Annotated in this window: 28 protein-coding genes; 9 read left to right on the top strand and 19 right to left on the bottom strand. The window is 39.7% G+C overall.

The window, feature by feature from the left end; translation table 11 throughout:
* Positions 1 to 13 precede the first annotated feature (13 nt).
* Genes CUS89_RS13285 through CUS89_RS13275 form a run of 3 tightly spaced genes read right to left on the bottom strand, consistent with a single transcriptional unit; the run spans position 14 to position 2,240 of the window.
* Positions 14 to 661 (bottom strand): amino acid ABC transporter permease, encoded by a 648-nt coding sequence (locus CUS89_RS13285; RefSeq protein WP_104872474.1) that lies wholly within the window; start codon positions 659 to 661, stop codon positions 14 to 16.
* A 12-nt stretch (positions 662 to 673) separates the two neighbouring features.
* Positions 674 to 1,489: a transporter substrate-binding domain-containing protein gene (locus CUS89_RS13280; RefSeq protein WP_019724510.1), complete on the bottom strand. Its 816-nt coding sequence runs from the start codon at positions 1,487 to 1,489 to the stop codon at positions 674 to 676.
* Between the two features lie 13 nt (positions 1,490 to 1,502).
* Complete coding sequence (locus CUS89_RS13275) at positions 1,503 to 2,240, bottom strand: amino acid ABC transporter ATP-binding protein (protein ID WP_010735594.1); 738 nt, start codon at positions 2,238 to 2,240, stop codon at positions 1,503 to 1,505.
* A 253-nt stretch (positions 2,241 to 2,493) separates the two neighbouring features.
* On the opposite strand from CUS89_RS13275, the gene trpS reads away from it, so the two are divergent.
* Complete coding sequence (trpS, locus tag CUS89_RS13270; RefSeq protein WP_104872473.1) at positions 2,494 to 3,507, top strand: tryptophan--tRNA ligase; 1,014 nt, start codon at positions 2,494 to 2,496, stop codon at positions 3,505 to 3,507.
* 74 nt (positions 3,508 to 3,581) lie between these two features.
* Here trpS and pheT read toward each other — a convergent pair whose 3' ends face one another.
* The 6 genes from pheT to CUS89_RS13240 form a co-directional block, all read right to left on the bottom strand.
* Positions 3,582 to 6,002 carry a phenylalanine--tRNA ligase subunit beta gene (gene pheT / locus CUS89_RS13265; protein WP_104872472.1) on the bottom strand — a complete coding sequence of 807 codons (2,421 nt, stop codon included), beginning with the start codon at positions 6,000 to 6,002 and terminating at the stop codon, positions 3,582 to 3,584.
* A gap of 4 nt (positions 6,003 to 6,006) precedes the next feature.
* Positions 6,007 to 7,050, bottom strand: coding sequence for a phenylalanine--tRNA ligase subunit alpha (pheS, locus tag CUS89_RS13260; RefSeq protein WP_104872471.1), 1,044 nt, complete (start codon positions 7,048 to 7,050; stop codon positions 6,007 to 6,009).
* Positions 7,051 to 7,357: 307 nt separating this feature from the next.
* Positions 7,358 to 7,699 carry a winged helix-turn-helix transcriptional regulator gene (locus CUS89_RS13255; protein ID WP_019724054.1) on the bottom strand — a complete coding sequence of 114 codons (342 nt, stop codon included), beginning with the start codon at positions 7,697 to 7,699 and terminating at the stop codon, positions 7,358 to 7,360.
* A gap of 66 nt (positions 7,700 to 7,765) precedes the next feature.
* Positions 7,766 to 11,485: a helicase-exonuclease AddAB subunit AddA gene (gene addA / locus CUS89_RS13250; protein ID WP_104872470.1), complete on the bottom strand. Its 3,720-nt coding sequence runs from the start codon at positions 11,483 to 11,485 to the stop codon at positions 7,766 to 7,768.
* Positions 11,482 to 15,012 (bottom strand): PD-(D/E)XK nuclease family protein, encoded by a 3,531-nt coding sequence (locus CUS89_RS13245; RefSeq protein ID WP_104872469.1) that lies wholly within the window; start codon positions 15,010 to 15,012, stop codon positions 11,482 to 11,484. Before CUS89_RS13245 ends, addA begins: the two co-directional genes overlap by 4 nt.
* Positions 15,013 to 15,155: 143 nt before the next feature.
* Entirely contained in the window at positions 15,156 to 16,619 is a 1,464-nt protein-coding gene (locus CUS89_RS13240; protein ID WP_104872468.1) for a peptide MFS transporter, read from the bottom strand.
* A 373-nt stretch (positions 16,620 to 16,992) separates the two neighbouring features.
* Between CUS89_RS13240 and CUS89_RS13235 the strand changes: the two genes are divergently transcribed.
* On the top strand, positions 16,993 to 17,589 hold the full coding sequence (locus CUS89_RS13235) for a nitroreductase family protein (RefSeq protein WP_104872467.1): 597 nt from the start codon (positions 16,993 to 16,995) through the stop codon (positions 17,587 to 17,589).
* Positions 17,590 to 17,654: 65 nt separating this feature from the next.
* On the opposite strand, the gene CUS89_RS13230 is transcribed toward CUS89_RS13235, so the two are convergent.
* On the bottom strand, positions 17,655 to 18,143 hold the full coding sequence (locus tag CUS89_RS13230) for a hypothetical protein (protein ID WP_104872466.1): 489 nt from the start codon (positions 18,141 to 18,143) through the stop codon (positions 17,655 to 17,657).
* Between the two features lie 240 nt (positions 18,144 to 18,383).
* Positions 18,384 to 18,581 (bottom strand): hypothetical protein, encoded by a 198-nt coding sequence (locus CUS89_RS13225; RefSeq protein WP_010735604.1) that lies wholly within the window; start codon positions 18,579 to 18,581, stop codon positions 18,384 to 18,386.
* Positions 18,582 to 18,851: 270 nt separating this feature from the next.
* On the opposite strand from CUS89_RS13225, the gene CUS89_RS13220 reads away from it, so the two are divergent.
* Entirely contained in the window at positions 18,852 to 19,601 is a 750-nt protein-coding gene (locus tag CUS89_RS13220) for a C39 family peptidase (protein WP_104872465.1), read from the top strand.
* A gap of 59 nt (positions 19,602 to 19,660) precedes the next feature.
* Positions 19,661 to 20,083, top strand: a complete 423-nt coding sequence (locus tag CUS89_RS13215; RefSeq protein WP_104872464.1) for a hypothetical protein — start codon at positions 19,661 to 19,663, stop codon at positions 20,081 to 20,083.
* Positions 20,084 to 20,176: 93 nt separating this feature from the next.
* On the opposite strand, the gene CUS89_RS13210 is transcribed toward CUS89_RS13215, so the two are convergent.
* Positions 20,177 to 20,548: a YxeA family protein gene (locus tag CUS89_RS13210; protein WP_104872463.1), complete on the bottom strand. Its 372-nt coding sequence runs from the start codon at positions 20,546 to 20,548 to the stop codon at positions 20,177 to 20,179.
* 159 nt (positions 20,549 to 20,707) lie between these two features.
* Between CUS89_RS13210 and CUS89_RS13205 the strand changes: the two genes are divergently transcribed.
* Entirely contained in the window at positions 20,708 to 20,893 is a 186-nt protein-coding gene (locus CUS89_RS13205; protein ID WP_104872462.1) for a hypothetical protein, read from the top strand.
* A 157-nt stretch (positions 20,894 to 21,050) separates the two neighbouring features.
* Here the strand turns inward: CUS89_RS13205 and CUS89_RS13200 are convergent, their stop codons facing one another.
* The gene (locus CUS89_RS13200; protein ID WP_065095892.1) at positions 21,051 to 21,239 is read right to left on the bottom strand and encodes a hypothetical protein; all 189 of its coding nucleotides are present in this window, start codon (positions 21,237 to 21,239) and stop codon (positions 21,051 to 21,053) included.
* A 22-nt stretch (positions 21,240 to 21,261) separates the two neighbouring features.
* Complete coding sequence (locus CUS89_RS13195; RefSeq protein ID WP_071867831.1) at positions 21,262 to 21,525, bottom strand: hypothetical protein; 264 nt, start codon at positions 21,523 to 21,525, stop codon at positions 21,262 to 21,264.
* Positions 21,526 to 21,695: 170 nt separating this feature from the next.
* Here CUS89_RS13195 and CUS89_RS13190 point away from each other — a divergent pair, with 170 nt between their 5' ends.
* Positions 21,696 to 21,950 carry a glucose uptake protein gene (locus CUS89_RS13190; RefSeq protein WP_104872461.1) on the top strand — a complete coding sequence of 85 codons (255 nt, stop codon included), beginning with the start codon at positions 21,696 to 21,698 and terminating at the stop codon, positions 21,948 to 21,950.
* A 72-nt stretch (positions 21,951 to 22,022) separates the two neighbouring features.
* Here the strand turns inward: CUS89_RS13190 and CUS89_RS13185 are convergent, their stop codons facing one another.
* Entirely contained in the window at positions 22,023 to 22,457 is a 435-nt protein-coding gene (locus tag CUS89_RS13185) for a universal stress protein (protein ID WP_104872460.1), read from the bottom strand.
* 341 nt (positions 22,458 to 22,798) lie between these two features.
* Here CUS89_RS13185 and CUS89_RS13180 point away from each other — a divergent pair, with 341 nt between their 5' ends.
* Positions 22,799 to 23,413, top strand: a complete 615-nt coding sequence (locus CUS89_RS13180) for a LysM peptidoglycan-binding domain-containing protein (protein WP_104872459.1) — start codon at positions 22,799 to 22,801, stop codon at positions 23,411 to 23,413.
* A gap of 52 nt (positions 23,414 to 23,465) precedes the next feature.
* On the opposite strand, the gene CUS89_RS13175 is transcribed toward CUS89_RS13180, so the two are convergent.
* The 3 genes from CUS89_RS13175 to arsC all read right to left on the bottom strand — a co-directional run bounded on the left by CUS89_RS13175 (position 23,466) and on the right by arsC (position 25,567).
* Positions 23,466 to 24,029: a ClbS/DfsB family four-helix bundle protein gene (locus CUS89_RS13175; protein ID WP_104872458.1), complete on the bottom strand. Its 564-nt coding sequence runs from the start codon at positions 24,027 to 24,029 to the stop codon at positions 23,466 to 23,468.
* A 152-nt stretch (positions 24,030 to 24,181) separates the two neighbouring features.
* Positions 24,182 to 25,042, bottom strand: coding sequence for an AraC family transcriptional regulator (locus CUS89_RS13170; RefSeq protein WP_104872457.1), 861 nt, complete (start codon positions 25,040 to 25,042; stop codon positions 24,182 to 24,184).
* Between the two features lie 90 nt (positions 25,043 to 25,132).
* A complete protein-coding gene (gene arsC / locus CUS89_RS13165; protein ID WP_065096324.1) occupies positions 25,133 to 25,567 on the bottom strand; it encodes an arsenate reductase (thioredoxin) in 435 nt (144 codons plus the stop codon).
* A gap of 261 nt (positions 25,568 to 25,828) precedes the next feature.
* Here arsC and CUS89_RS16635 point away from each other — a divergent pair, with 261 nt between their 5' ends.
* Both CUS89_RS16635 and CUS89_RS16630 read left to right on the top strand, forming a co-directional pair.
* Positions 25,829 to 26,002: a helix-turn-helix transcriptional regulator gene (locus CUS89_RS16635; RefSeq protein WP_445610457.1), complete on the top strand. Its 174-nt coding sequence runs from the start codon at positions 25,829 to 25,831 to the stop codon at positions 26,000 to 26,002.
* Between the two features lie 30 nt (positions 26,003 to 26,032).
* Positions 26,033 to 26,407, top strand: coding sequence for a hypothetical protein (locus tag CUS89_RS16630; RefSeq protein ID WP_445610456.1), 375 nt, complete (start codon positions 26,033 to 26,035; stop codon positions 26,405 to 26,407).
* Positions 26,408 to 26,495: 88 nt separating this feature from the next.
* On the opposite strand, the gene CUS89_RS13155 is transcribed toward CUS89_RS16630, so the two are convergent.
* The gene (locus CUS89_RS13155; RefSeq protein ID WP_104872456.1) at positions 26,496 to 26,945 is read right to left on the bottom strand and encodes a GNAT family N-acetyltransferase; all 450 of its coding nucleotides are present in this window, start codon (positions 26,943 to 26,945) and stop codon (positions 26,496 to 26,498) included.
* Positions 26,946 to 26,956: the final 11 nt, after the last annotated feature.

Below are 26,956 nucleotides of genomic sequence, written 5' to 3'. Positions count from 1 at the left end.
GCGATTCTCCTTTCTATGAACGAACTGCCCATTTTTTCTCAAGATAAACCATCAAATAAGACAATGGTAAGGTAATGATCAAGTAAAATAAACCGACGATGATATAGGTGTCAAACGTGTTGAAGGTTTCACTGGCGATCAAATCTCCTTGATACATGATATCCAAACCAGCGACAATTGCTAAAATCGATGAATTTTTGACCAAATTGATAAATTGATTGCCTAACGGTGGGATAACGATTTTAAATGCCTGTGGCAATACGATGTAACGCATCGTCTCTGAGTAAGTAAATCCTGATGAAAGACCAGCTTCCATTTGGCCTTTTGGCACAGTTTGGATGCCCGAACGAACGGTTTCTGCAATAAATGCGGAAGTATAGATCGTCAACCCGATCGTTCCTGCTTGAAAACCGTCAAAGCTGATCCAATAAAGTGGCAATACGACATAGAAGAACATCACGATGATCAATAACGGGATATTCCTAAAAAATTCAACATAGGCTTTCGCAAAGCCACGAATCCATTTATTGTGTGACAATTGAAAAATCGCCATCAACGTTCCGATGATCAAACTGAATAAAAGTGCCAAGACACTTGATAGGATCGTTACTTTGAATCCATCAAGGAAGGCTGGCCCATAAGTTTGTATCAAATCACTCATTGTATTCCCTCCTTAATCAATTTTTCCCTGAGTCGTATCTGGGAACCATTTTTCATAAATCTTATCGTAGGTGCCGTCTTCAACCATTTCTGCTAATGCTTGGTTGACTGCATCCAAGAAATTTTCTTGTCCTTTGTTGATTGCAATACCATAAGGCTCTTCGGTAAATGTTCCTCCTGCTAATTCATAGCTAGGGTTTTCCGCTGCCATTCCGAGTAAGATCGCATTGTCTGTCGTCATGGCATCACCTTGCCCCGATTGTAAGGCGGTAAATGCTTCTGCGTAGTTCTCTAACTCTAAGATTCGTGCATCAGGTGCATGTTCTCTGATGTTGGCAGCTGAAGTCGAACCTTTTACCGCTAAAACAGTCGTTTCAGCGTTTAGATCCTCTACGCTTTTGATAGGACTACCCTTTTCAACGAGCAATGATTGTCCGGCGTCAAAATAAACAGAGGAGAAATCGACTTGCTTTTTACGTTCTTCGGTAATCGTCATCGTTGCAATGATCGCATCGATATTCCCATTTTTTAATAAAGGGATTCTTGTTTTAGAAGTAACTTCGACAAACTCTGCTTTTCCGTCCTCTCCTAAAATCTTTTTCGTGATCGCTTTGGCGATATCGATATCAAACCCTTGAACTGTGCGGCTTTCGATATCCATCATCCCAAACAATCGTGTATCGTATTTGACACCCCAAATGATCTCGTTCGTTTCTTTGCTACGAGTCAAAATATCTTTTTCTGCCAAACTGCTACCTTTACAGCCGCTTAATACTAGAAATACTAGCCCAAAAAGAAATAATAAACGAGTGAATGTTGTCTTACGCATATCGTTCCTCCTATCAATGATTGATTACTTTACTGATAAATTGTTTTGCACGTTCTTCTTTTGGATCATCGAAGAAATTGCGTACATCGCGACTATCTTCTAATACTTGTCCATCCGCCATAAAAATGACACGATCTGCCACTTCTTTCGCAAAGCCCATTTCGTGGGTGACCACGATCATTGACATGCCATCTCTTGCCAATTTTTTCATTACGTCCAATACATCGCCGATCATCTCTGGGTCCAAGGCAGATGTTGGCTCGTCAAATAACAGCATTTCGGGATTCATCGCTAAGCCGCGAGCAATCGCTACACGCTGTTGTTGTCCACCAGATAACATGGAAGGATAGGAATCTTTTTTATCTAGCATGTTGACTGTCTTTAAGAACTTTTCCGCATTTTTTACAGCAGTTGCCTCATCTTGTTTTAATACTTTGATTGGTGCCAATGTGATGTTTTCTAAAACTGTTTTATTGGGGTAAAGATTAAAATGTTGAAAGACCATTCCGACATTTTTTCTGATTTCCGTCAATTTTGTATTCTTATCGCGAATATCGACATCATTGATCAAAAGTTTTCCTGAAGTGATTGTTTCCAAGCCGTTGATACAGCGAAGCATCGTACTTTTCCCTGATCCTGATGGACCAATGACAACGACAACTTCCCCTTTTTCAAACTCAAGATTGATGTTTTTCAACGCATGGAATTTGCCGTAATACTTTTCCACGCTATCAAATTTAATCATTGTCATAACATTACACTCCCATTATTATTTAGTAAGATTTCATTTAAAGATATATAATAGAACACATTATATCCGAAAGCGAAGCAACTTGTAAAGTTTCCAAGAAAATTCCTTTACTCGTTTTCTTTTACCATTTGTATAAATAACGATTTCCTAACTGATTTTTTCAATGATTTTCGGTTTATCCTGTTGTTAATTCTGCAAAAAAACGGTAAGATATTAAGTATTAGTCTTAGAAATTACAAAGAGGTGTTCTTTTTTGAAAAATATTATTTTAACAGGAGACCGTCCTACTGGCAAACTACACTTAGGCCATTATGTCGGGTCTTTGAAAAAACGTGTAGAAATGCAAGCGGATGAGAACAATCAGTTGTTCGTAATGATCGCAGATATGCAAGCCTTGACTGACAATGCGAAAGACCCTGAAAAAGTGTCTTCCAATGTATTAGAAGTTGCTTTAGATTACTTATCGGTCGGTTTAGATCCTGCCAAATCAACATTGTTTATCCAGTCGCAAATCCCTGAATTAGCTGAGTTGACAATGTATTACTTAAACTTAGTGAGTGTTGGTCGTGTGCGTCGTAACCCGACTGTTAAAACGGAGATCGAGCAAAAGAAATTTGGCGAAAGTGTCCCAACAGGCTTCTTTATCTACCCTGTCTCACAAGCTGCTGACATCACTGCGTTCAAAGCGAATCTAGTCCCAGTTGGTGAAGACCAAAAACCAATGTTGGAACAAACGCAAGAGATCGTCCAAAGCTTCAATCATACCTACGGTGATGTGCTAGTTGAGCCGAAAGGCGTCTTCCCTCCTAAAGGAATGGGTCGTTTACCTGGGATCGATGGGAACGGAAAAATGAGTAAATCATTAGGAAATGGCATCTACATTTCTGACCCTGCGGATGTTTTACAGAAAAAAGTCATGAGTATGTATACTGATCCAAATCACATCCATGTCCAAGATCCAGGACAAGTCGAAGGCAATATGGTCTTTACTTACTTAGATGTTTTTGGTACAGACAAAGAAGCAATCGAAGAGATGAAAGCCCACTATCGTCGTGGTGGACTAGGTGACGTGAAAATCAAGCGTTACTTGATCGACGTATTAGAAGCAGAGTTTGCACCGATCCGCGCACGTCGTGAAGAGTTGGCGAAAGACCCACAAGCCGTGATCGATATCTTACGTCATGGTAGTGAAGAAGCCGCTAAAGTTGCGGCAGCCACACTTTCTGAAGTGAAAGCGGCAATGGGCATCAATTATTTCAATAAGTAATCACACAAATAAAACTGGAACAAAAAATCATTGAATGGTTTTTTGTTCCAGTTTTTTTCTTCTATTGTTAAAGGTTAACGAATACTTGCATCGACTGTTTCTGTCAACGCCTTTTCAACCTTACTCATCGCTTGGTTGATTTCTTCATCCGTCAACGTTGCTTCAGGATTTTCAAAGCTTAACGTATAGGCAACTGATTTATGCCCTGATTCAATATTTGCTCCTTGATAGACATCGAATAGTTCCACATTCGTCAAGAATCGACCAGCTGCTGATTGGATCGTGCGAACGATTTCTTGATTCGTCACTTGTTCAGCTACTAACATGGCAATGTCACGCGTCACACTTGGGAATTTTGTGACTGGTCGGAAAGTGATGCCTTTTTGCGATGCTTCTACGACTGTCGCTAAATCAAACTCTGCCACATACGTTTCTGGAATATCATAAGCTTTAGCAGTCATAGGATGTACTTGACCAACAAACCCGATCATTGTTTCACCTAAATAAATGGCTGCTGTACGACCTGGATGAAGTTCATCGATCGTTGTCAACGCTTGATAAGTGATTTCCTCATTGATGGAAAGTTGTTCGAATACATTCTCTAATATGCCTTTTACTGTAAAGAAATCAACCGCTTGAGGCTTACTTTGCCAACTCTTTTCTTCCCATGTGCCAGACACCGCAAGAGCTACGTGAGTGACTTCTTGTGGTAGATGAGTCAATGGATCGTTTTCTTGATAGAAGACGCGACCCACTTCATAAAATGCGATATCTGCATTTTTACGTGCTGTATTGTATTGGACGTTATCCAAAAGACCACTGATCAAGTTCATACGTAAGACAGAACGGTCTTCACTCATCGGCCAATCCAAGCGAGTGATGGCTGTTTCTTTCAAAGCGAATTGACGAGATTTATCTTCCGTTGTCAATGCATAACTAATGGCTTCAGTTAGACCACTGCCTTCAAGTAATGTACGGATCTTCCGTGTTGTCGCTTGTTCTTGTGTCAAACTACCTGCAACTGTTTCGCCGCTTGGTAACGTTGAAGGCAAACGATCATACCCATAAATACGTGCCACTTCTTCGATGATGTCTGCTTCGATCTGGATATCCCAACGTCTTGGAGGCACAACGACAGTATAAGTTTCTCCATCGACTTGATAGCCGAATCCTAATGCTTCAAAGATCTCACTTACTTCAGCGACACTTAAGGTTGTGCCAAGGTAATGGTTGATGCGGTTCAATGTGATCTGTACTTCGACTTCTTTCGCTTGATACTCAGAACCTTTGACCGCTCCTTGTAACACGTCTCCTCCTGCTAAAGCAACGATCATCGCCGCGGCAACATCACTTGCTTCGCCGACGGTTCCTTTATTGATGCCTTTTTCAAAGCGCGCAGATGATTCACTACGTAAATTGAAACGTTTTGCTGTGCGGCGAATTGAGATTGGGTCGAATAGAGCGGATTCTAACGCAACGGTTGTCGTTGTTTCCGTGATCTCTGAGTCTAGACCTCCCATTACCCCAGCTAAAGCCACTGGCACTTGTCCATTCGTGATGACCAAGTCTTCTGAAGTCAATGTACGCGTTTCGCCATCTAACGTCACGATGTTCTCTTCTTCTGCTGCATGACGCACCACGATTTCTTCTGAACCTAACTTATCATAGTCAAATGCATGTAACGGTTGACCGAACAATAATAAGATATAGTTTGTGATATCGACGACGTTATTGATTGGTCGGATTCCTTCATTCATCAAGATATTTTGTAGCCATTGTGGACTCGGTTGGATCTTGACGTTTTCAATGATACGGATTTGGTATGCTGGTACTAATTCTTCGTCTTCTACTTTTACCGCAATTTTCTCTGAAGCTTTACGTTCAACTTCTACTAACTTTTCATCATTGAATGTCGGTGTTTGGCGGTAGATCGCGCCAACTTCGTACGCCACACCTCTCATTGATAACGCATCGGCACGGTTAGGTGTGATCGATAATTCGATGATGGCATCGTCCATATCTAGATAAGAAAAGACTGGTTCCCCATTGACCGCTTCTTGTGGCAAATAATAGATGCCTTCTGAATATTCTTTCGGTACGACACTGTCAGAATAACCGATTTCTTGCAAAGCACAGATCATCCCATTCGAAACTTGTCCGCGCATCTTGCCTTTTTTGATTTTGACATTGCCCGCAATCCGTGAATTTGGTAAAGCCACGATGACTTTGATTCCTGCTTTGACGTTCGGTGCGCCACAAACGATTTGTGATAATTCCTCTTCACCGATGTCGACTTGACAAATCGATAGATGATCCGAATCAGGATGTGGAATACATTCTTTCACTTCTCCAACAACGATTTTTTTCAACCCTTCTTCAGGTACAGTCACACCTTCGACTTCGATTCCTGTGACTGACATTTTGTCTGCAAGTTCTTGCGGTGTCACATTTGATAAATCAACGTATTGATTCAGCCATTTATATGATACTAACATTCTTTTACTCCCCCTTGAACTGACTTAAGAAGCGCAAGTCATTTTGATAGAAATTACGAATATCGTTGACCCCGTAACGTAACATTGCGACACGATCTGGGCCAAGTCCAAAAGCAAATCCGGAGTATTCTTCAGGATCGATCCCTGACATTTCCAAGACATTTGGATGAACCATACCAGCGCCTAAGATCTCGATCCAACCTGTGTGTTTGCAGACGTTACAGCCTGAACCACCGCATTTGAAACAGCTGACATCGACTTCAACAGATGGTTCTGTGAATGGGAAATAGCTTGGACGTAAACGGATTTGACGATCTTCACCAAACATTTTCTTCATCACGACTTCAAGCGTTCCTTTCAGATCACCCATTGTCACGTTCTTGTCGATCACCAATCCTTCGATTTGATGGAATTGATGGCTGTGTGTTGCATCATCAGTATCACGTCGGAAAACTTTCCCTGGTGAGATCATGCGTAGCGCACCTTTTGAAAAGTCATGTTTTTCCATGGTACGTGCTTGGACAGGTGACGTATGGGTACGGATCAAGATCTCTTCTGAGATATAGAAAGTATCTTGCATATCACGCGCTGGATGATCTTTTGGTAAATTCATTCGTTCAAAGTTGTAATGGTCTGACTCGACTTCATATCCTTCAACGATTTGATACCCCATGCCGACAAAAATATCTTCGATTTCTTCCATGATCTGCGTCAAGATATGGCGTGTACCTTGCTTGACTGAGCTACCTGGTAGCGTTACATCGATGGTTTCTTTTTCTAATGCTTCATTCATTGCAGCGGTTTCCAATACTGCTTTTCTTTCTTCGATTTCTTGTGTCAATAGATCACGGATCTCATTGGCAAAGCTTCCTACTTTAGGTCGCTCTTCGGCACTTAGATCTTTCATTCCACGTAAGACCTCAGTGATCGGTCCTTTTTTCCCTAATGTTTCGACACGGATCTGATTTAGTTCTTTCAAATCCTGCGCCTGCTTGATCTTGACGATCGTTGCTTCTTTCAAGCTTTCGAGTTGCGCTTGTAAAGACATGACATTTCCTCCTTTAAATTCAACTACAAAAAAGACCTCATTCCTATCAAGGAACGAGGTCTTCGCGTTACCATCCTAATTTACGATCCCAATGAGATCGTACACTCATTTTAATAACGACAGACATACTGCCGGTCTGAACTATCTCAGACGAACTCGGAAAGTGAACTTCATTTTTCAAACACAGGATCTGCTTTCAGTCCATGACAGATCTCCCTATACTGGTTTAGCCAAACTACTCTTTTTCGTCAACATTCTTTTTTATCTATTCAACTAAAAACTAGTGTACAAGATTTTTGATGCAAAATCAACTGCATTCTTCGGGTGTGACCCATTTCTCACTCCAAAGCTGTAACTGGACCATCGCTTTTTGTAGATCTGCCCCTTTTTCCGTCAGCATGTATTCTGAACGACTGGATTCATTACACGAAAAATTGCGGGTAACGATCTTTTCTTTCTCAAGCTCTTTTAATCGTTCGACCAAGACACGATCACTGACCATCGGGATTTTTGCAGAGAGATCAACAAAGCGTTGCGGACCATTTTCGAGTAATACATCGATAATCAACCCATTCCATTTTTTCCCTAGAATCGAGAATGTTTTTTCAAATTTGGGGCACAGAATGAATTCTGTCTGTGTTAGCTCCATTTTACTCACCTCTTTTCATGAGTATAGCATATTACTTACAAAGTGTAAGTCCAGTTTGCTCAATTCTTATTCTTTATTAAGATTTATTATTTTCTTCGCTTGTAGCAAAACTAAAAAGACATCTTGAACGGGTTTAGCCAATGCTTCACTCAACGCACGCTGGTATAAGTTCAATTGCCCGCGGTATTTATTGATGACTTTAGCAATCTCCTCTGGATTTTCAGGATGTAGAATAAAATCAGTTTTGAAATCATAAAGCTGTGCATACTCACCAAAATCAAGATAACCATCGACGATCCCATGGACTAATAATTCATCTTCTTCATTTGGATAGTGATCGAATACCCTTTCTGCTTGTAGAAGCATTGAAAATGGTTGTTCGCGTTTTACTTTTTCTGGATGTTCGATCAATGATCGACCAAGGGTAGATTCATAAAACCATAAGATCGAATCAACTGGCACACGTTTTGCTACTTGCTCATCGACTAAACGTTTTTTGACGAGGGTTGTCAGTTCTTTTTCGATGCTTTCTTTCGTCAACTGTTCCAATGGTAAGACTTGTAATAGAAAATGTGTCGCTGTCCCAACAGCTGCGGCAGAAACTTTGCGCTCTTTTTGTACAAAACGTGGTTCAGCTAATTGGTCTTGCGTATACCTGAAAGGCTGGGCAAAGGCTTTTTTATCACTGCTTTCCCAAGTCAAACGTGCCTCTGGGGAATCGTCTGGATCTTCAAACAGCCGTTTGATCTCAGAAACCGATTGATAACTTGCTGTTTGCGAAGAGGCTTCATAAGGATAAGTGAAGGCTAAACGAGCTTGTAGTTCAGCCGTTAATGGTGTTTGATCTCCTTTTTGTTCCTCTGCTTGCTCTTCTTTGACTGTCAATGCTTGGCGTTGTGTTAAAATCGCTTGTTGATCCATCCAGGTGATCGTAAAATCTCCCGGTGAATGTTTCAGTTGTGGCAAAGGCATGGCTTCTGGGAAATATTCGGTCATTTTAGGATGACGGATCAAGCTGTAACCGATCCAATTCATCAAGCTACTTGAACTTTTCAGGCGAATCACAGGGTCTAACACTACATCCGTTTGCTCACTTGCTTCTGACCAGGCTTTGAACGTGTCTTCTTTGCTTTTGTACGAACCAACAATAAACAGTTTTTGCTCCGCCCGAGTCAATCCAACGTATAATTTACGCATTTCTTCTGAGAGCAATTTTTTTTGTTTCGCTAATTTGATGGCTTGATAAGGCAATGTGTCAAACAAGACCCGCGTGTCTGGCTCCATGTAGCGCACGCCCGCACCTAGTTTTTCTTCGAAGGCATAACGGTTTTTCAAGTCTTGTAGATTGAATTGCTTCGTCATATCTAATAAGAAAACGATAGGAAACTCTAATCCTTTACTTGCATGGATGGTCATGACGCGAACGGCATTGTCACTAGAAGCAATCACTGGTTCTGCCAAGTCTTTGTCTTTCTCCTGCATTTTCTCAATAAATCGTACAAACTGATAGAGACCGCGAAACGAGCTTTGCTCATAAGCTTTGGCACGATCCACTAACGCATAAAGATTCGCTTGACGTTGCGCACCAGCTGGCAACCCAACGACATATTCTAAATACCCTGTTTGGTAATAGATCTCCCATAATAAGTCCGTGATCGAAGAACGCCGGGCTAACTCTCGCCATTGTTGCAGTTGCTCATTGAAATGAAGCAACTTAGCCGCTAATTCATCTTGGTTATTATTTTGATAAGCTAAGACTGCATCATAGTAAGTATGCACCTTATCTGCTAATCGGATACGTGCTAACTCGGGTTCGATCAAGCCAACGACTGGTGAACGTAACACTGAAGCTAAGGGGATATCCTGATAAGGGTTGTCGATCAATTGGAGCAATGAAATCATGATCCTGATTTCTGTCGCTTGGAAATAATTCTGCGCGTCATTGAGTTCCAACGGAATATCGAACGTTTTGAACACTTCTAAAATCGTCAAATTGTTTTTCTTCGTTGGTGTCAATAACACGATATCTTTGTATTCGATCGGGCGCTCTTCTTGACTTTTTTTGTCGTAGATCATGAATTTTGAATCGATCAATTCACGGATCTTCAAACCAGTCATCAAGAGTTCACCTTCTGTTTTGTCTTCCAACATATCGTCCATCGGCAACTCGATTTCTGTCGTTTCTTGTTCCTTTTCATAGATCAAGACTTCTGGTGCAAATCGTTCATTTTCTGGAAACCCAGAAAAACCAAGAACCAGCCGAGCCGCTTCATCATAGGCGATTTGTCCGACTGTTGGGTCCATCAACTGTTCAAAAATCAAGTTGGTAAACGCTAAGACTTCCTGCCTTGAACGGAAATTCTCAGCTAAGACGATTCGTCGTCCCCCTTTTTCTTCCGAGAATTTCTCATATTTATTGATAAATAGAGTTGGATCTGCTAGACGAAAGGAGTAGATCGACTGTTTGACATCTCCCACCATAAAGAGATTGCCTCTCTCCTCATCTGGCTCTCTGACCCAATAGAGCAATTCTTCTTGCAATTGATTGACGTCTTGGTACTCGTCGACCATGACTTCTTTGAACTTTCTGCGATAATAATCTGATGCTTCGCTTGGTAACCACTCTTCCTCAGTCTGTTTCGTCAATATTTGTAACGCCAAGTGTTCCAGGTCATTGAAATCTAGCACGCCTTTTTCACGTTTGCGCGCACTGAAGCCTTCCATGAAAAGCTTAGTGACTTCGGTCATTTGTTCAACGAGGGGTAACGCTTTTTGACTCAACTCTTCGATTTGTGCAGGCGAAACTGGAAAGTAGCTTTTGCCGATTTGTTGTAAGATTTTTTTGGCACGGTCTCGCAAGTTTTTGACTTCAGCCGAACGTTCTTTCAACTCTGCTTTACGACTGCTTTTGAAGGTCGAAAACGTCAGATTTTCTAAAGCTTGGTAAGCTTCGTCTAACTCATCACCAAGAAAACGTTCATAGATTTGTTGGATGCTTGCTTGTTCTTGTGAGACTTGTTCAAACATCTTTTCAAGTCCTTCTTCTTGTGCTAAAACGACCATTTCTTCGTATAACTGCGTACAATGAAGTAGATCAGCTAAAACAAGCGGCCGGATCTGTTCTTGATACAATGCAGAAGCTGCTAATCCATCTTCTAAGCGATACGCTTCTGGTAAGCGATCCAACCAAGCCAACGGATCAGGATTTGCTCGGGCAAAATCATAGAGAGAAAATACGAGGTTAGTTAAACCGTCATCTGAACGATCATTTGAAAAGTTCATCGTCAGCTGAAAAAAACCTTCGCGATTTTCTGCATAGAGTTGTTCTCTGATCTCATCCCAGACATCTTCTTTCATCAAGATCGTTTCCGTTTCATCCGTCAACATCCGAAAGACTGGATCGATATCGATCAAATAGTAATATTTACGGATCACCGTTAAACAAAACGCATGGAGTGTCGAGATATTTGCGGTAGGCAGTAAAACAAGCTGTTTCGTAAAATGTTTTTGCCAGACCGGATCACTTTCACTATTGACCGCTTCTTGTAAGGCTACTTGAATCCGCTCTTTCATTTCTCTTGCTGCTGCTTCTGTAAATGTCACGATCAGCAACTCGTCGATATTGACACCCATTTTCAACTTTTCGATCACACGGCGGACTAACACAGTCGTCTTACCTGAGCCGGCGGAGGCCGAAACAAGCAGGTTGTCGCCTTGGTCAAAAATGGCTTGCCATTGTTCATCGGTAAAACGTTCATTTTCCGGTTTTAAAGGAATTGATGTCACTCGTCTTCACTCCTTTTTAGTATTCTGCGCAATGCCTCATCTTTATCCAATTTTTCTAAACGATGATAATTATTTTCTTTAAGCATGACGTCAAACGTACAAATACTTCTGAACGGACAATGCTCACAAGCAATCCGTTGTTTATCTTTGTAAGCTGGATTCAGTTTGATCTCCCCTGAGGTGATCGCTTCACCAGCTAAACGCATATTCTCACGATTATGGTTCATAAATAATTGAAGTTCTTCTTCTGTATAGAATTTCTCTTTACTATAACTGCCCTTTTGTAATTCGTCTTTGGCATTTTTCTTCACTGGATAGATCAATGAACTTTCTTTTGCTTCCAATGAATGATCGAGCACTTCTAACAGACCAGGATCATCGACAAAAACACCATCATAGCTGAATTTCTTCAACGTATTTTTCTCGACATCTGTCGTATCTGTCAAAACTGGATTATGCACATGTAAGTAATAAGAGCCTGCTGGTTTGACTGCGGCTTTCCCAGTCAATCGCACAGCATCCATCAATGCCACATCAAGATATGTCAATAGTTGCATCGCCATACCATAGTAAGCCTCAGTCACATCAAAAGAACGACCACTTGATTTATAGTCGACCACACTCAGCCACGTATCACTTTGTTCAGTTGCTACATCGATGCGATCGATTTTTCCACGAACGTGGAGTTTCCCGCCCTTGTCTAAAGGTATTTCCAATCCTGGAATCCCTCGTGCACCAGCGATCTGTCCGAATAGAATCTCTGTTTGCAATGGCTTCATGCCAGTATTCTTACTTTGTTTTTGTAACGCCCATGCCACTTTTTGGATCGTTTGCCCTAATTGGTAACGGATATAGTTCATCCGTGCAGAGCTATCTAAAATCTCAAAGCGTAATTCACCAAATACTTCTTGTAAGACTTTTTCGGTAAATTCTTGTCGCTCTTTCTCCGACATCGCCACAAGTGACAGTTGATTCGAGAATAACAATTTGAAGAAGCGATCCAATGATTCATGATAAAAGTCGCCAGTAGCAGCAGGTGTCAGCCCATAAATATTACGTTCTTTCAGCTTCAAGCCAAACTGGACAAAGTATTTATACTCACAGTTATAAAAGTTTTCCATGCGTGAGATCGACGTGTAGATTTCTTTGCCATAGAGGGCTTCTGCCATCTCTTCTGATAAGGAAACTGGTATATTCAGATGATCTTGACTTTCAAAGATCGTCAATGCAAAATTTCGTTGGTCAGAGCGTAGAACTAACTCTTTCAATTGTTGCCAATAAAGGGGTACTGCTTGTTTGGCTTCTTTTGCTAAACGATAGACCCGATTGATCGTATTGATCCCGCTGCGGTAAGTGCCCACGTAACAATCTGGTTCACTCGTCAACTGCAACTGACATTTTGGTTCAACTGGAACACCTAGATAGTCAACGACTCGTTTCAAGTACGGAGACATTTTCAAACGATTGGTATCATAGCTTTGCGCATAACTCAAGTACAAGCGTTCCGTTCCCGAAGCAAAGACTAAATACGCTTGGAAAGGTTCGAAAGACATACTTTCTTTTGCTGGATCGAATAAAAATTGATCCTCACCTAAACCTTGATTCAACGCTTCACGTTCTTCGCTCGATAATAAGCCTTTGGTTTCATGACGATCTGGAAACACTTGGTCATTCAAACCGACCGCAAATGTTACTTTTGCTTGATTAGGTCGCACAAGTTCCAAGCGGTTGATCCTCACCTGGTCGATTGCCGTAGGGATTTTCCCATAGCTAAGATTTTCTAGCCCACTCGTGATGATCTCTTGGAATAATGACCAGTCGAATGCTGTTTCTCCGTAGATCAATGAATACTCATCCAAAAGATCCATCAACGCGCCCCACGTTTGTTCATGATTTCTAGCCGCAGCTAACCCACCACGTGCCACTTCTTGGTCTCGCCAGAAAAGCAATTGTTGTTGCACGCCGCTTTCGATCAAGAAGCGATAAAACAAAGTGACGGCTTCTTGACCTGTTTGGCATTTTTTTATGTTCTTCAAAAATACCGGCACCATGTCACGAAAAAGTCTCCGGATCGTATTTGATTGCTCTTCCAGTTGTTTGACGTCTTCTAGCTGTTCTGCTTCAAAATCATAGGCAACAAATTGCCAATCTTTCTCACGGAGCCAATAATTGCCTTGATAGTTGTAAGCTAACGCTACATTTTCTGTAATATCTAAATTCGTACGGAATTGATTTCTAGTAACTTCCCAAGTCTCAAGATCCAGTTCTTCCGCTGGGGCACCGATCGTCAACTCCGTCTTGAAGAAACGCATGATATCGTTTAAGCGGTATTGGTAACGATCCAATGCAAATAAGCTGTTGATCCACTCAATCAATGGATGATTTTCCATCAGTTGCTCTTCATCTAGATAAAAAGGGATCGCCATCTCTTGAAAAATCGGACGCAGTAGATTTCCATAAAGCGTCATATCCTTCGTCAACACTTGGATATCTCGATACCGAAAGCCTTCTTGACTGACCAAACGTCGGATCTCCACCGCTAATTGCCGAACTTCTTCCGTTGGATTCTCCGCCTCCCACAGATGTAATGTCTCTTGCGCGCCAAGTTCAACAGACTGACTTTTCTGATGGCTAGAGGTCTCTTCCCACATTTGTTGTAAGGTTTGAAGTTCTTTTGGGTATTCCCGATTCGGTGCATAATGATCGACAGAGACAGGAACATTCAATTCTCTTGCTGCGTTAAGTAGTTGGAAATAGACCTTCCCTGTATTGAAAAACAAGGTCAACGGATCTGGTAGATCGGATTTGTATGGGCGATCCAATAGCAAATCCACCACAAGATGCCCTTTTTCCATCATTTTTTGCAGCAACTGGTATTCTTGAGCATTGATCCGGGCAAAACCACTCACTAAAAACTTGATCTTGTGATAATCCTGTGTCGCCATATAATTTGCTAGTATAGTCAATGCGTCTTCCGATTGTAGCGCACGTTGGACTAATTCCTCTTCGAATGCCGAGAAGATCAGTTGTAGATCCTTCATTTTCAATTGTCGGTCTTCTTCTTTTGGCGACTCTCCTGTCACAGAAGTGAGCAAATCAACAGGCGAAATTTTTCCGACTTGCAGTTCGCTATATAGCTCTTGTAGTTGACGGATAAACCCTTTTTTACGGATTTCTCCTCGAAATATCGTCAATTCTTCTTGTTTTTTTTCTAGGATTTGGCGGAGGATCATTGCTGAACCAGATTCGGTCAATTCACTACCTGTCAGCAACGTGGTTTGTTGTAATAAGTACCAAGCCAAACGATAGAAACTGAATACTTGCATATTCGTTGTGCTAAATGAGCTTTTTCCGCTTTTTTTGCGCATCTCAGCGAGTAATTCTTGCTCTTGTTCAAATTTATTATAGTTAGGTACAAGGAAAAATACTTGATTGTCTTCGTCTTTTTCAAGCCAAGCGGCGGCTTCATCGATCAGTGCTTTGCGGTGGTCTTTTTGACCATTCCCTAAGATAAATTGTAACGACACCTTATTGCCTCCTTTTCCTGGTTGATATACCTCTTCATTATAACAAAGATAATTGAACATTTGTTCTATTATCGTTTGAATTTTGGAAAATAAAAAAGCCGGAGATGGACGACTGTCCTCTCCGACAAATGACGCTGATCCAATCAGTGGATCGAGCCCATTAATTTTTTGATTGGTTCTTTGATTGCAAATAAAATCACTGCACCAACGATTGCTACGACACCAATGATCCCAAAGTACGCTGATTCGGTACCAGGTGTGTAAAAACGAGCGATTTGTGCATTGATGGCTTGCGAAGAAGCATCGGCTAAAAACCAGATCGCAATCGTTTGCGATTCAAAGGCTCTAGGCGCCAATTTCGTCGTCACAGAAAGACCGACAGGTGATAAACAAAGTTCAGCGATCACGATGATGAAGAAGCTACCGATCAGCCAAAGTGGGCTGACTTTTCCAGCTGTTCCATATAACATTCCTGGCAACATCAGTAATAGGTAAGACAATCCGGCAAATAACAACCCTAGAGAGAATTTCACGACAGTTGATGGTTGACGTTTGCCTAAACGAGTCCATAAAGTAACGAACACAGGTGTCAAAATAAAGATGAAGATCGGGTTCAATGATTGATACCAACTCGCTTGGATCGGAACACCCATCAAGGTCGATTGTGTTCGTTCACTCGCAAATAACGCAAGGATCGATGACCCTTGTTCTTGCAATGACCAAAAGATGATTGCTGCTAAAAACAACGGGATATATGCCCATACTCGTGGTTTTTCTTCCACCGACACATCTTTTGAAGTCAACATTTTAATAAAGTAATATAATGGTAGAACGATTCCTAAGACACTGATCGTATTAACAAAGAAATCGATCGTTAAATGTCCAGTTAGTTGTGCTCCACCAAAAATAATAGCAAATACGACCAAAGCGATCATAACATTACGGATGAAGCCTTTGCGTTCTCCTTGTGTCAAAGGATTTGGAGGTGTCATACCCACTCCATCCAATGTCTTACGTCCTTGGATCACATATTGCAACAATCCGAAGAACATACCGATAGCGGCTAATGAGAAACCTAAATGGTAGTTATACTCTTGACCGATCGTACCGACGATCAACGGCGCGAGCAATGCGCCTAAATTGACACCCATATAAAAGATCGAAAATCCTGCATCTCTTCGTAAATCGGTTTTCGTATACAAATGCCCGACCATTCCCGAAACATTTGGTTTTAAGAAAGCTGTACCGATGATGATCAATGCCATCGAGATAAATAAAGTGGAGACACCAAACGGCAACGCCAAAACAATGTGACCGATCATGATGAAGATCCCACCAATAAAGACGGTTTTTTTCGCTCCTAATACGCGATCTGAAAACCAACCGCCCACGATACTCGACATATAAATCAACGAACCGTAGATCGACATGATCGACAAGGCTGTTGCACGAGGTAAACCAAGGCCTCCATTTGCTACAGTATCGTACATATAATAGATCAGTAAGGCACGCATACCATAATAACTGAACCGTTCCCACATCTCTGTGAAGAACAGTGTAGACAATCCCTTCGGCTGACCGAAGAATCCTTTGTCTTGTTTTTCCATATTCCCATACCCCAATTCTTTTAATTTTCAGAAAATAATATACATATTTACCGAAAATCCTTGTAAAAATATTTATTTAAGAAATATATACTTATTTTCTATAAATACAACAAAATTTCAATGGGAAAATGATAAGAAAAAACATAGGTTATTTTTAATAATTATATATTCCGTTTTACGATAAACAGCTTAAACGTCGGCATATTCGAGATGTAAACGTTCTTATATCTATAGTTTATTAAAGAGAGTCGCTTACTCATCTATTTTAAATTTTGTTGAGCGTTTCATTTTACTTACTTTTTGTAAGATGTTATACTTCATTTTGTCATCAAGAAAAAAAACGCAGAAAAGCGATTTAAAGGAGAACTGATTTATGACTGAATTTACAAACATCTTGAAAAACCGCCGTTCGATCTATGATCTAGGCCGTAACGTATCACAATCAAATGAAGAATTAACCACATTGATCCAAGAAGCTATCAAAGAAAGCCCTACTGCTTTCAATGCGCAATCAACACGCGCAGTGATTTTATTTGGCGATGCACATGAAAAATTATGGGAAATGACAGAAGAAGCATTACGTCCATTGACACCTGCTGATGCTTTCCCAAATACTCAAAACAAATTAGCTAGTTTCAAAAAAGGTTACGGAACAGTGTTGTTCTTCAAAGACACTGACGTGATCAAAAACTTGCAAGAACAGTTTGCATTATATGCAGATAACTTCCCTGATTGGTCAGAACAATCAAACGGAATTGCTACAGCCAATACTTGGGTAGCATTAAGCGAAGAAGGTTTAGGTGCAAACCTACAACATTATAATCCAGTGATCGATGAAGCTGTTGCAAAAGAATGGTCAATTCCAGCAAACTGGAAATTACGTTCACAACTAGTCTTTGGTTCACCTGAATCTCCAGCTGGCGAAAAAGAATATATGAACGATGCTGATCGCTTCCGCGTCTTTGGCTAATTCACTAATAAAAAAATGCAGCCCCCTCTTTTAAAGAAGGAGCTGCATTTTTTTCATCTTAGTGATCATTCGTCCTCATGCTCGATCATGATGTCAAGTTCTGTATCATCATTTAAGTGTTTCGCTAAAAAAGGAATCAATTCTTCAAGTGAAACAGAAAATTTCAATAATGGACCACGCCAACCATTTCGGAAAAAGTTCATTTTGACTTCTTTCGAGTCTTTTGGTTGGTAAAGAACGATTTTATTGATTTCAGAATATGGCACTCCACGGCGATCAAAACTATTCAGGACTAAGCCTTCTGTTGTGAGTCCTCGACTATCCAGCAAGAAACTCAATAAGGCAAGTGAAGCTAAGACCCCTTTCACTAATTCATCAATGGTTGGTTGACTGACCAATGTATACCATAGAACAAGAATAGCGATAAATGGAACAACTAAATAGACCCAGCGATTCCGAACCGTTTTATAAACGATCTCGCGTCGTACAAGCCAAAGAAATAAACACATCACGATGACAAATAAAAAAAGAACTATTGTAAAAAAGGAAACCATCTTATTGATCCACACCTTTATTTTCAACTCTTAGAACTAGAAAATCCAAGGGGTAAATCTTGTCCCCTTTAACTGAACAAAAGGTATTCGAGGAGCAGTACTTCGGTCATAAGCCAAAGAACTCAAAAATGAAACAGCCATTTTCGATTTTTCTTTCTTATACCTTAGTGCTAAACGCTCCGTTCATAACCTTAAAAGGACCTGCAACATTTTCATTCGATGTTGCATGTCCATATCTTCTTATTCAAATGTATCATATTTAGCTACTACCATGCTAGCTTTTTCTTCTAATAATTCTTGATCTTCTATAGCGCATTGGGCAACTTTGACTACGGCACAATTCGTCATTTTTGAAACAACTTCTCCAACAACTGATTTGGTAAAACCAATGGGCCTACATGAATATTGTTCTCCTAAATTAATCATTTCTTCCGTCATCAAAATCCTCCTAAACTACTCAAACAGTTTGCCACAGAAAATCATTTCATTTTATCTGTGTGTTTCGTTAGTGGTGATTTGATCAAACTCTTATTTGATCTATCCGCATTATAGCGTACTGTTTTCGTTTTCACAAATCTTAACAGCTAAACAAGTAAAAAAAGTAGGTTCTTGGACTGATTTTTTCTTTTTTTAGGTTCATTAGTGCAGATTCATATAGTTTTTTCTAGAAAATCACTTATAATAGAAAACAGTCTGGGGGAGTATTTCATGTCAAAACAAAAAAGTAAAAAACGATTACTGCTAGGTGGTGCAGCACTAGTATTGTTTTCAAGCGTCTTTTACTTTACACATAAACAAACAGAAGATCAAAAAGCGATGTTGAATGAAAACGTAGAGCAAACGATCAAAGCCGAAGAAAAACAAGTGCTTCTCGATGTACCTCTTGAGAACCAATTCGATGAACCTGCACTAGAGAATGGCTGTGAAGTTACTGCCTTGTCGATGTTGCTGCGCTTCTATGGCTACGAAACCACCAAAAATCAATTAGCCGAACAATTAAATTATGTCCCCGTTTTCAATGCTGATGGAACTCATGGCGATCCAAATGAAGGGTTCGTTGGTGAAATTTGGGGTGGTGACTGGGCAATGGGTGTCTATGTTCCGCCAATCGCTACGTTAGCTCAAGAAATCGTGCAAACCGATTATCATACCGAACCGCAAACGGATGCAAACTTAACTGATATCAAAACTGCTTTAAAAGAAGAAAAACCTGTTTGGGCTTCTGTCACGATCGATTTTCAAGTGCCGACAGAAAATGATTTCATGACTTGGACAACTACAAACGGTGAAGTACAAGTCACACCATTAGTCCATGCGTGTGTCGTGACCGGATTTGATGAGCAGTCGATCTATGTAAACGATCCTTATGGCATAAAAAATCGTGCGGTACCGATCGCTGACTTTGAACAAGTATTTACTGCCATGGGTGGCCAAATGCTTACTTTAGAAAAGAACTAGTAATTCCTAGAAAAATAGCTTATACTCAAGCTAACAACGCATGGAAGGAGCAAGATGCTGTGGAACGATTTATTCATAAAAAGGCTGATCCAAATGAAATTCCTATCATTTTCGTCCGTGATACTGCTGGTAATATCCAAAAAAAAGTATCAGTCAATGAATGGACGAACCGATACAGCCCTGCTTCCCTCGATTTACTGGAAATCAAACTTTATCGACAAGCATTGGCTTATTATTCTGAGCAAGACTACGAGAAAGCTATTGATTTGTTGAAATTTTTGATCATTCAAACTGGCTATACTCATTTTGAGTATATCGAACGTCTAGCTACCATTTATCGTAAAATCTATGCAGAAGCACTTGAGTATCAGTTGCTTTCTTCTGTCTTGGCATCCGCAGAAATCATCGGCTTGCCTACTGGATTGATCAAAAAACTCGAACGGCGGATCGATCAATTGAAACTGAGTATGACAAAAAACTAAAATAAGCCTAAGAACGAAAGATTAAGTCATTAATCGATCATTCTTAGGCTTATTTTTTTATTCCAATATTTAGTTTACATAATAAAAATAAAATCAACCAATTATAGCTAATGCTTCTTTAGGTACTTCTTCTTTCGCAACTTCCTCATATGTTTCAACATGTGCGCCCTTATTCGTTAATTTTAAGTAACGGTTTTCTTTTAAAACAGATAACCCGTTAAACTCTATCTCGCGCTCATTGCCATTTTCATCAACTGCTTTTTGGATATATTTTGCTGTACCATACGAATTGACTTCATCTGGCTGTTTTGTTTTGACATACACTTCTCCTTTTGTGACCAAGGGATTCAATTGGTCAATAACTGCTGGCAATTCTCCACTAGCACCTTGCGTATAAAACTTTAAGCCAAATAACGCCAAGCCACTGAATACAACGAAACATACTAATACTTTGATTACTTTCATTTTCCTACCTCCTCTTTACTCTTTGAGTATAGCCTGTAGAAAAATCACATTCATCCGTCTGTAGATCGAGTTTTTTATCAGACTTTAGCACAGAAGTTATTTTTACAAAATTTCATAGATTTTTGCTATTATAATAGGAAAGAAAGGATGTGTTTCATTATGAATAAAGAAGAAATACTTCAGAAAATCAAAGATCTGGTCCAAAGTGGCAATTTCACTGAAGCCAAAACATTTTTCGAAGAGCATAAAGAACAACTAGGTCCTTACAAAGAAAAAGCCCAAGAATTTCTCCAAGGTGTCGATTTTCAAGGAATAACGGATAAATTAAAAAATCTGTTCAAATGAAAAAGCCTCTTTTCATAGGGTAGTTCGAGCCAGAATATCACATTTAGAAACAAAAGATCCCCGACAATCAACGATTGTCGGGGATCTTTTTAAGGTTCTGGCGACTCTAAAACATCATGGAAATTTACAAAAGCCACACTTCTATCAAAACCTGCTTTTAGTACAATCTTGTCGGATCATAGTGATACGTCACATTGCCATTCAATTCGGCCTTTCCAACAATAAACTTGCGATTCTCAATTTTTAACCATGCTTCGCGAAAAGCCATGACTTCCTCACGTTTGACCTCTATTTTTTGGATTTTTCCATCCATCAACTCTTGGATCATTTGTTCATAGGGATTCATCTTTGATTGCCTCCAGCTTATTTCAATAATCAGTGAATATCGGTGCATGTATTTCTTTCGTATCTAAATCTTTCCGCACATTCACTTTCGTGTAAATTACCTTTTCCACTGGAATACTATAGTAACTCTCTTCCCCATCATTAAATTGATGGAAATCTGTTTTTGATAAAATACCGTCGATTTTATTCATTAAAACTCGCGGTTCCACACTATTACTTACGATATAATAGCAAATACGGATATCGTTTTCTAAATGTAGATCAACTTCTAAAACAACTTGGTCCATGAAACATTACACCCTTTCTTTAAAAGAATTATAACAATAAGTACGTTCAGAATCAAAAAAACAACTTTTTTGTTGAAATCAAGAAATTTTATGACATCTCCCCTTGTGCATGTACATACAAAGTGTTATTTTTAATTAGGTATTTCATTTTTCTTGGAGGCGTATATTGTATGGACACTGTGGGACAATTGGTTTTTTATGTTCCTTTTTTTCTTATGACAACTTTAGCAATCTACTACACAAAATGGACGAAACGTAAATTTTCCGTCTTGGTTACTCTTCTTCCTGTCGCTTATTTCTCCTACAGGATCTTTTCCTTTCGCCATTGGGAATCGACCCCCAAATTACTCTCTCATGAACTTGGGTTGATCATCTCATTAACGATATTGATTTTATGGATCTATTATCTCTATAAACATCCATAGTTAGCACTACAACTCTTTACGATCAAAAAGCCACGTTGAAAATAAACAACGCAGCTTTTCGAGAATCGTAGTCTATTTTACAACTAACACATTGCAAGGCGCATGTGTCACTACATAAGAAGCCGTTGATCCTACCAAAGCTTGTTCGATCGAGCCTTTACCAGTCGCCCCCATCACGATCAAATCAATCGACTCCTGTTTCGGTAATACTGTGGCGATCAAGGTTCTTGGATCACCCGTTTCCACGATTGCATGGATCGTTTCGATTCCAAATTCTTTTGCATCATTGATCCTCTTCAGTAGTTCTACTTCTGTTTTTTGCTTTTCTTCCGCATAGATTTTCGAGAAAGCATACGCACTGTGTGTCAATTCGATTTTGTTGATAATTGAAACGATCAATAATTCTGATTGATTGTCTCTAGCTAATTCTAATGCTTCGGTAAATGCCTTCTCTGCTTTTTCTGAACCATCAATTGCCACCATTATTTTTTCATACATATTTGTCATCCATACCATCTCCTTGTTTCTTCTATTGTATCATTTTGATCGATTTTTATAAAAATTTCACTTTTTTCCCGACTAATCAAAATTTATTTTGTCTATTTTCTACTTTTTTGTTTTGCATTTTTCTAATAAAAAACAAATGTCAAAAACGCATGAATATCCTTTTATGATGTTTTTCTAATTAAAACGCACATTATTTAAACATATCATTGTTACAAAAAAGGAGCATTTGTCACAAACTGTCACGTATCTTTCACCTATGAAATATAATCCCATGGTAAAGTATTACTCGTTAGCGAAAAGAGCTAATCAAATAACTTTTTAAAATACGAAGGAGATCTTTCATGAAATCACTTAAAACAATTCTTTTTGGAACAACTTTGGCTGCCGGCGCTGCATTATTTATGGGTACTTCTGCACACGCAGACGAAGCCTACACTGTTCAATCAGGTGATACTTTATCAACGATTTCTCAAAAATACGTTGGTGACAACTCCTTGATCCAAACAATTGCCGAAGCGAACTCAATCTCAAACATTCACCTGATCTTTTCAGGTCAAGAACTAACTATTCCTACTGGTGAGCAAGCAGCTGCTCCTGTCGCTACTCAAGCGCCTGTAGAACCTGTACAACAAACAGCTCCAGTTGTGGAAACACCTGTAGTTGAACAAGCTCCTGTAGTAGAACAAGCGCCAGTTGTGGAACAAGCTCCTGCTACTGAAGTGGCTGTTTCAACTGGCACAAGCGATGCCAAAGAATGGATCGCACAAAAAGAATCTAGCGGTTCTTACACAGCAACAAACGGACGCTATATCGGCCGTTATCAATTAGACTCTTCTTACTTGAACGGTGACTACTCTGCTACCAATCAAGAAAGAGTAGCAGAACAATATGTTGCCTCTCGTTATGGCTCTTGGGATGCTGCAAAAGCTTTCTGGTTAGCTAACGGTTGGTACTAAAAAGAGCGATTTTGAAAAAATGGGAATCTTATTGATTCCTATTTTTTCGTTCTTATTTCGCATTAGTTCCCTTTTGTTTTTGCTTCTGCCTTTGACTTTGCTTGATTTTTTTGATCGCCCAATCATAATGACTCGATGTAGCCGAAACAAAATAACCGCCAAGCGTCGTATTCCCTACCCAAGAATACTGTTTTTTTTGGAACAGCTGATCGTCATCAAAGTTTTTCGCCAGTAACATCACTTCTTCATGACTTTCATTTAACCAGTCTGTTGCTTGCTGCAACGTAGTAGACTGGTGTTTTTTTGTAAAGGCACGATTCATCTCAGCTGTCGTTCGCCAATTATACGGCTCCGGCAAAAAAGGCACCGCTTCTCCCATTTGATTATCAGTCACCCACTTTAATAGCAAACAATGCCACTCGTATAAATGGATCAACACGTCTTTGATCGTTTGATCCCTTCGCCAATGTGCTTCTTTTTTCTTTTCAAGAAATACTTCCTCAAAATCAAATGTCGCTTCTCTTTGTTCCTCAGGTATTGAGTCGATCAACTGCTTTAACTTCTCATAATTTTCAGCTGCGAGTATCAATAATTCCTCTTTTGACTTTGGTCTCATATTCTTCTCCTTATTCAAAATACATGTGTTTTAAATCGTTTCCAATCCAACTATAATTCTAGTATGCCTGATTTCTAAAAAAAAGACGAGCAATATCCTAGAATGAATGTTCATTCTTCGATATTACTCGTCTTCACTGACTTGTTTCAATGTTACCCATGTCGCTTTGTGACAGCGATCCACACTTCACTATACGCTTCCCCTTGATCAAGCCATTTGGTAAATGAGATTTCAGGTGCCTCGACCAACTCGTACCCAGAGTTCGGTAGCCACTCTGAAAAAATATTCGCCATCGTCGTTTGTAAGACTTCTGGAAAACTTCCTTGATTGGGAAAAATCGCCCAAGTATGTCCAGGAATGATTCGTTGCTCTAACCCTTTACATTCGTCGAGTTTTGATGTCAAGAAACCGATCATATGCGTCAAAGCGCCCTTTTCTTCCAAGCGTCCTTCATCAAATTGAAAAGAGGCATTTACCACTTGATTAGGTGCAAGATCACCTAACCTATGCATTTCCTCTTTTTGTTCCTCTGTGATCGCTTTTGCTAATTCGACGATTGATGAATTGACTCCCACAAATTGGATCGGTACCCGCTTTGATACACCGACAATTGCAAAGGTTCCTTTTTCTTCGATTCGATAATCCATTGAATTTCCCCCTTTGATTTCTAAGTGAAAGGTGAGTTTAGGATAAGATTTGCAAACCCCTGATTTTTTTACCTCTGAAGGCAAATAACCTGACCAGTCGCGAAACGCTCTAGAAAAACCTTCTAACGTTTGATATCCATACGCAAAGGCCGTCACTGTCGCACTTGCGCCGTTGACAAGATCTACATTGGCACAAGCCAGTCGCCGATTCTTGATATATTCAGATAAAGTGATTCCTGCAACAAACGAGAAAGTCCGCTTCAAATGATACTCCGAGATTCCTGATTGTTTGGCCACATCGCTTAATTGGATGTCACTTGTCAAACGTTCTTCGATATAATCGATCAGCCGGTTCAGCTCTTTCATCCTCCCACCTCACAACTTAGTCTATCGCGTCCATTCAATGCTCACTTGATTTTTCTTAGACCAATATTATCAATACATATTTTTCTACGCTTAGTTAGCGATATTCTTGATTTTATCTTTGATGATTTCGCGAGTTTTTCTAAATTCAGCAATAATTTCTTCTTCTGTCCCAGTAGCTTTTGCTGGATCTTCTAAATCCCAATGTTCATGACGAATATGAGCAGGAATCACTGGACATTTATCCAACGCATCTCCGCACAGAGTGATGATCAAGTCGGCATGATTAAAATAATCTGAGTCAATCAAGTCTGACGTTTGACTCGTGATGTCGATGCCATCTTCTGCCATCACTTTTACGGCACGTGGATTCAACCCATGTGTTTCCACTCCAGCACTGCGAACGTCAAATCGATCCTCCAGATATGCATGACCATACCCTTCAGCGATCTGACTTCTGCATGAATTACCGGTACATAAAAAATAAACTTTCTTCTTTTCTACACTTGTTGATTTCTCCAAAACCATTCCTCCAATCCAAATTTCCTTTCCGGATTAAGTGTATGATATCATAAATTCAAGGGATCGGTAGTTCATTCAAAAAAAACGTATGATTTTTAATAAACCAATGATCAGCTATTTACATAATAAATAACCAATAAATACAGATAAAACAGCATTTTAAAGCATGTCAAAGACTTTTTACATGCTAAATCTGGCAATGACAAAAACCTTTGATCGTCGATTTTGATTTCTTCGATCACACTGAGATAAGAAGGAGCGGATACTATGGACTTGAGTCATCAAATAAAAAAATATCGTAAACAGCTAGCTTTATCCCAAGAAGAATTAGCCGAAAAATTATTTGTTTCAAGACAAACGATTTCAAACTGGGAGAATGAACGCAGCTATCCCGATATTCATAATTTATTGTTACTGAGTGTCCTGTTTGACGTTTCTTAGGATCAATTAGTCAAAGGAGATGTGGAAAAGATGAAAGAAAATAGGACACTTCTGGAAATAAACAAATATAATAAAGTCATGCTCGTATCAATGCTCCTTGCTTTGATTTCAATTGGGCCATCTTTATTTTTACCTGATAATTGGCGATTAGCTCTTCCCTTGATCTTTGGGATCGCCAGCATGTACGGCGCAATAAAAGTCGAGGGACTCAAAAAACAAGAGAATATCAAAACCTACAAAGAAATCGTTGCATTCATGGAAAACAAAGAAGTAGAACCTCTACGTAAACAAAGAAACAAGGTCAAAAATCGGATCGAAAAGTTAGGGATCGTCATTTTGTTTGGACTCATTTGTGGAGTGATCGCATTGCTCGCAAGTCTTCCGTTTATGCTTCTTGATCGCTAGTAATTCAATAGAAAAAACAAGATCACCCTTCAAGGATTGATCTTGTTTTTTTACAGCTAGGTGTTAGTAGACTGCCCATGATTTGTACTCATTGAATCTGTCTGTTTCTTTCCCAGACCATGAGATACTCTTTTTCATTCGTCGCTTCATCTATTTGTTCATCCACTTTTCTAAAGCCATTTTTATAGTAGAAGCGGATCGCCCGTTTATTCTTACGATAAACATGTAAGGTCATCCGTTCTTTTTCTTTTTTGACTGTGTCAATCAAATTTTGCCCGATTTTTTTATTTTGAAACATTGCTTCCACAAAAATACCAGCTAAATAAGATTCGTCCACGATTCCCATAAAACCAACAATCTGACTATTCATTTCACAATAATAAATTTCTGCTTTTGGCAATTCTTTTTTCAACAACGCTTTTTTCTCATACCAATATGTCGCATCAATAAAATCATGTGTCCTGATATTGGTCGTTAACCAAATAGCTAGTAGTCGGTCCATTGTCTCTTGGTCTAGTTCCTTCAATTTTTTAATCATTCCATTACTCC

It is taken from the genome of Enterococcus mundtii, assembly GCF_002947535.1.
GTDB lineage: Bacteria > Bacillota > Bacilli > Lactobacillales > Enterococcaceae > Enterococcus_B > Enterococcus_B mundtii_B.
Note: the sequence above shows the minus strand (reverse complement) of the source record. Positions and strands in the feature narration are given on the sequence as shown.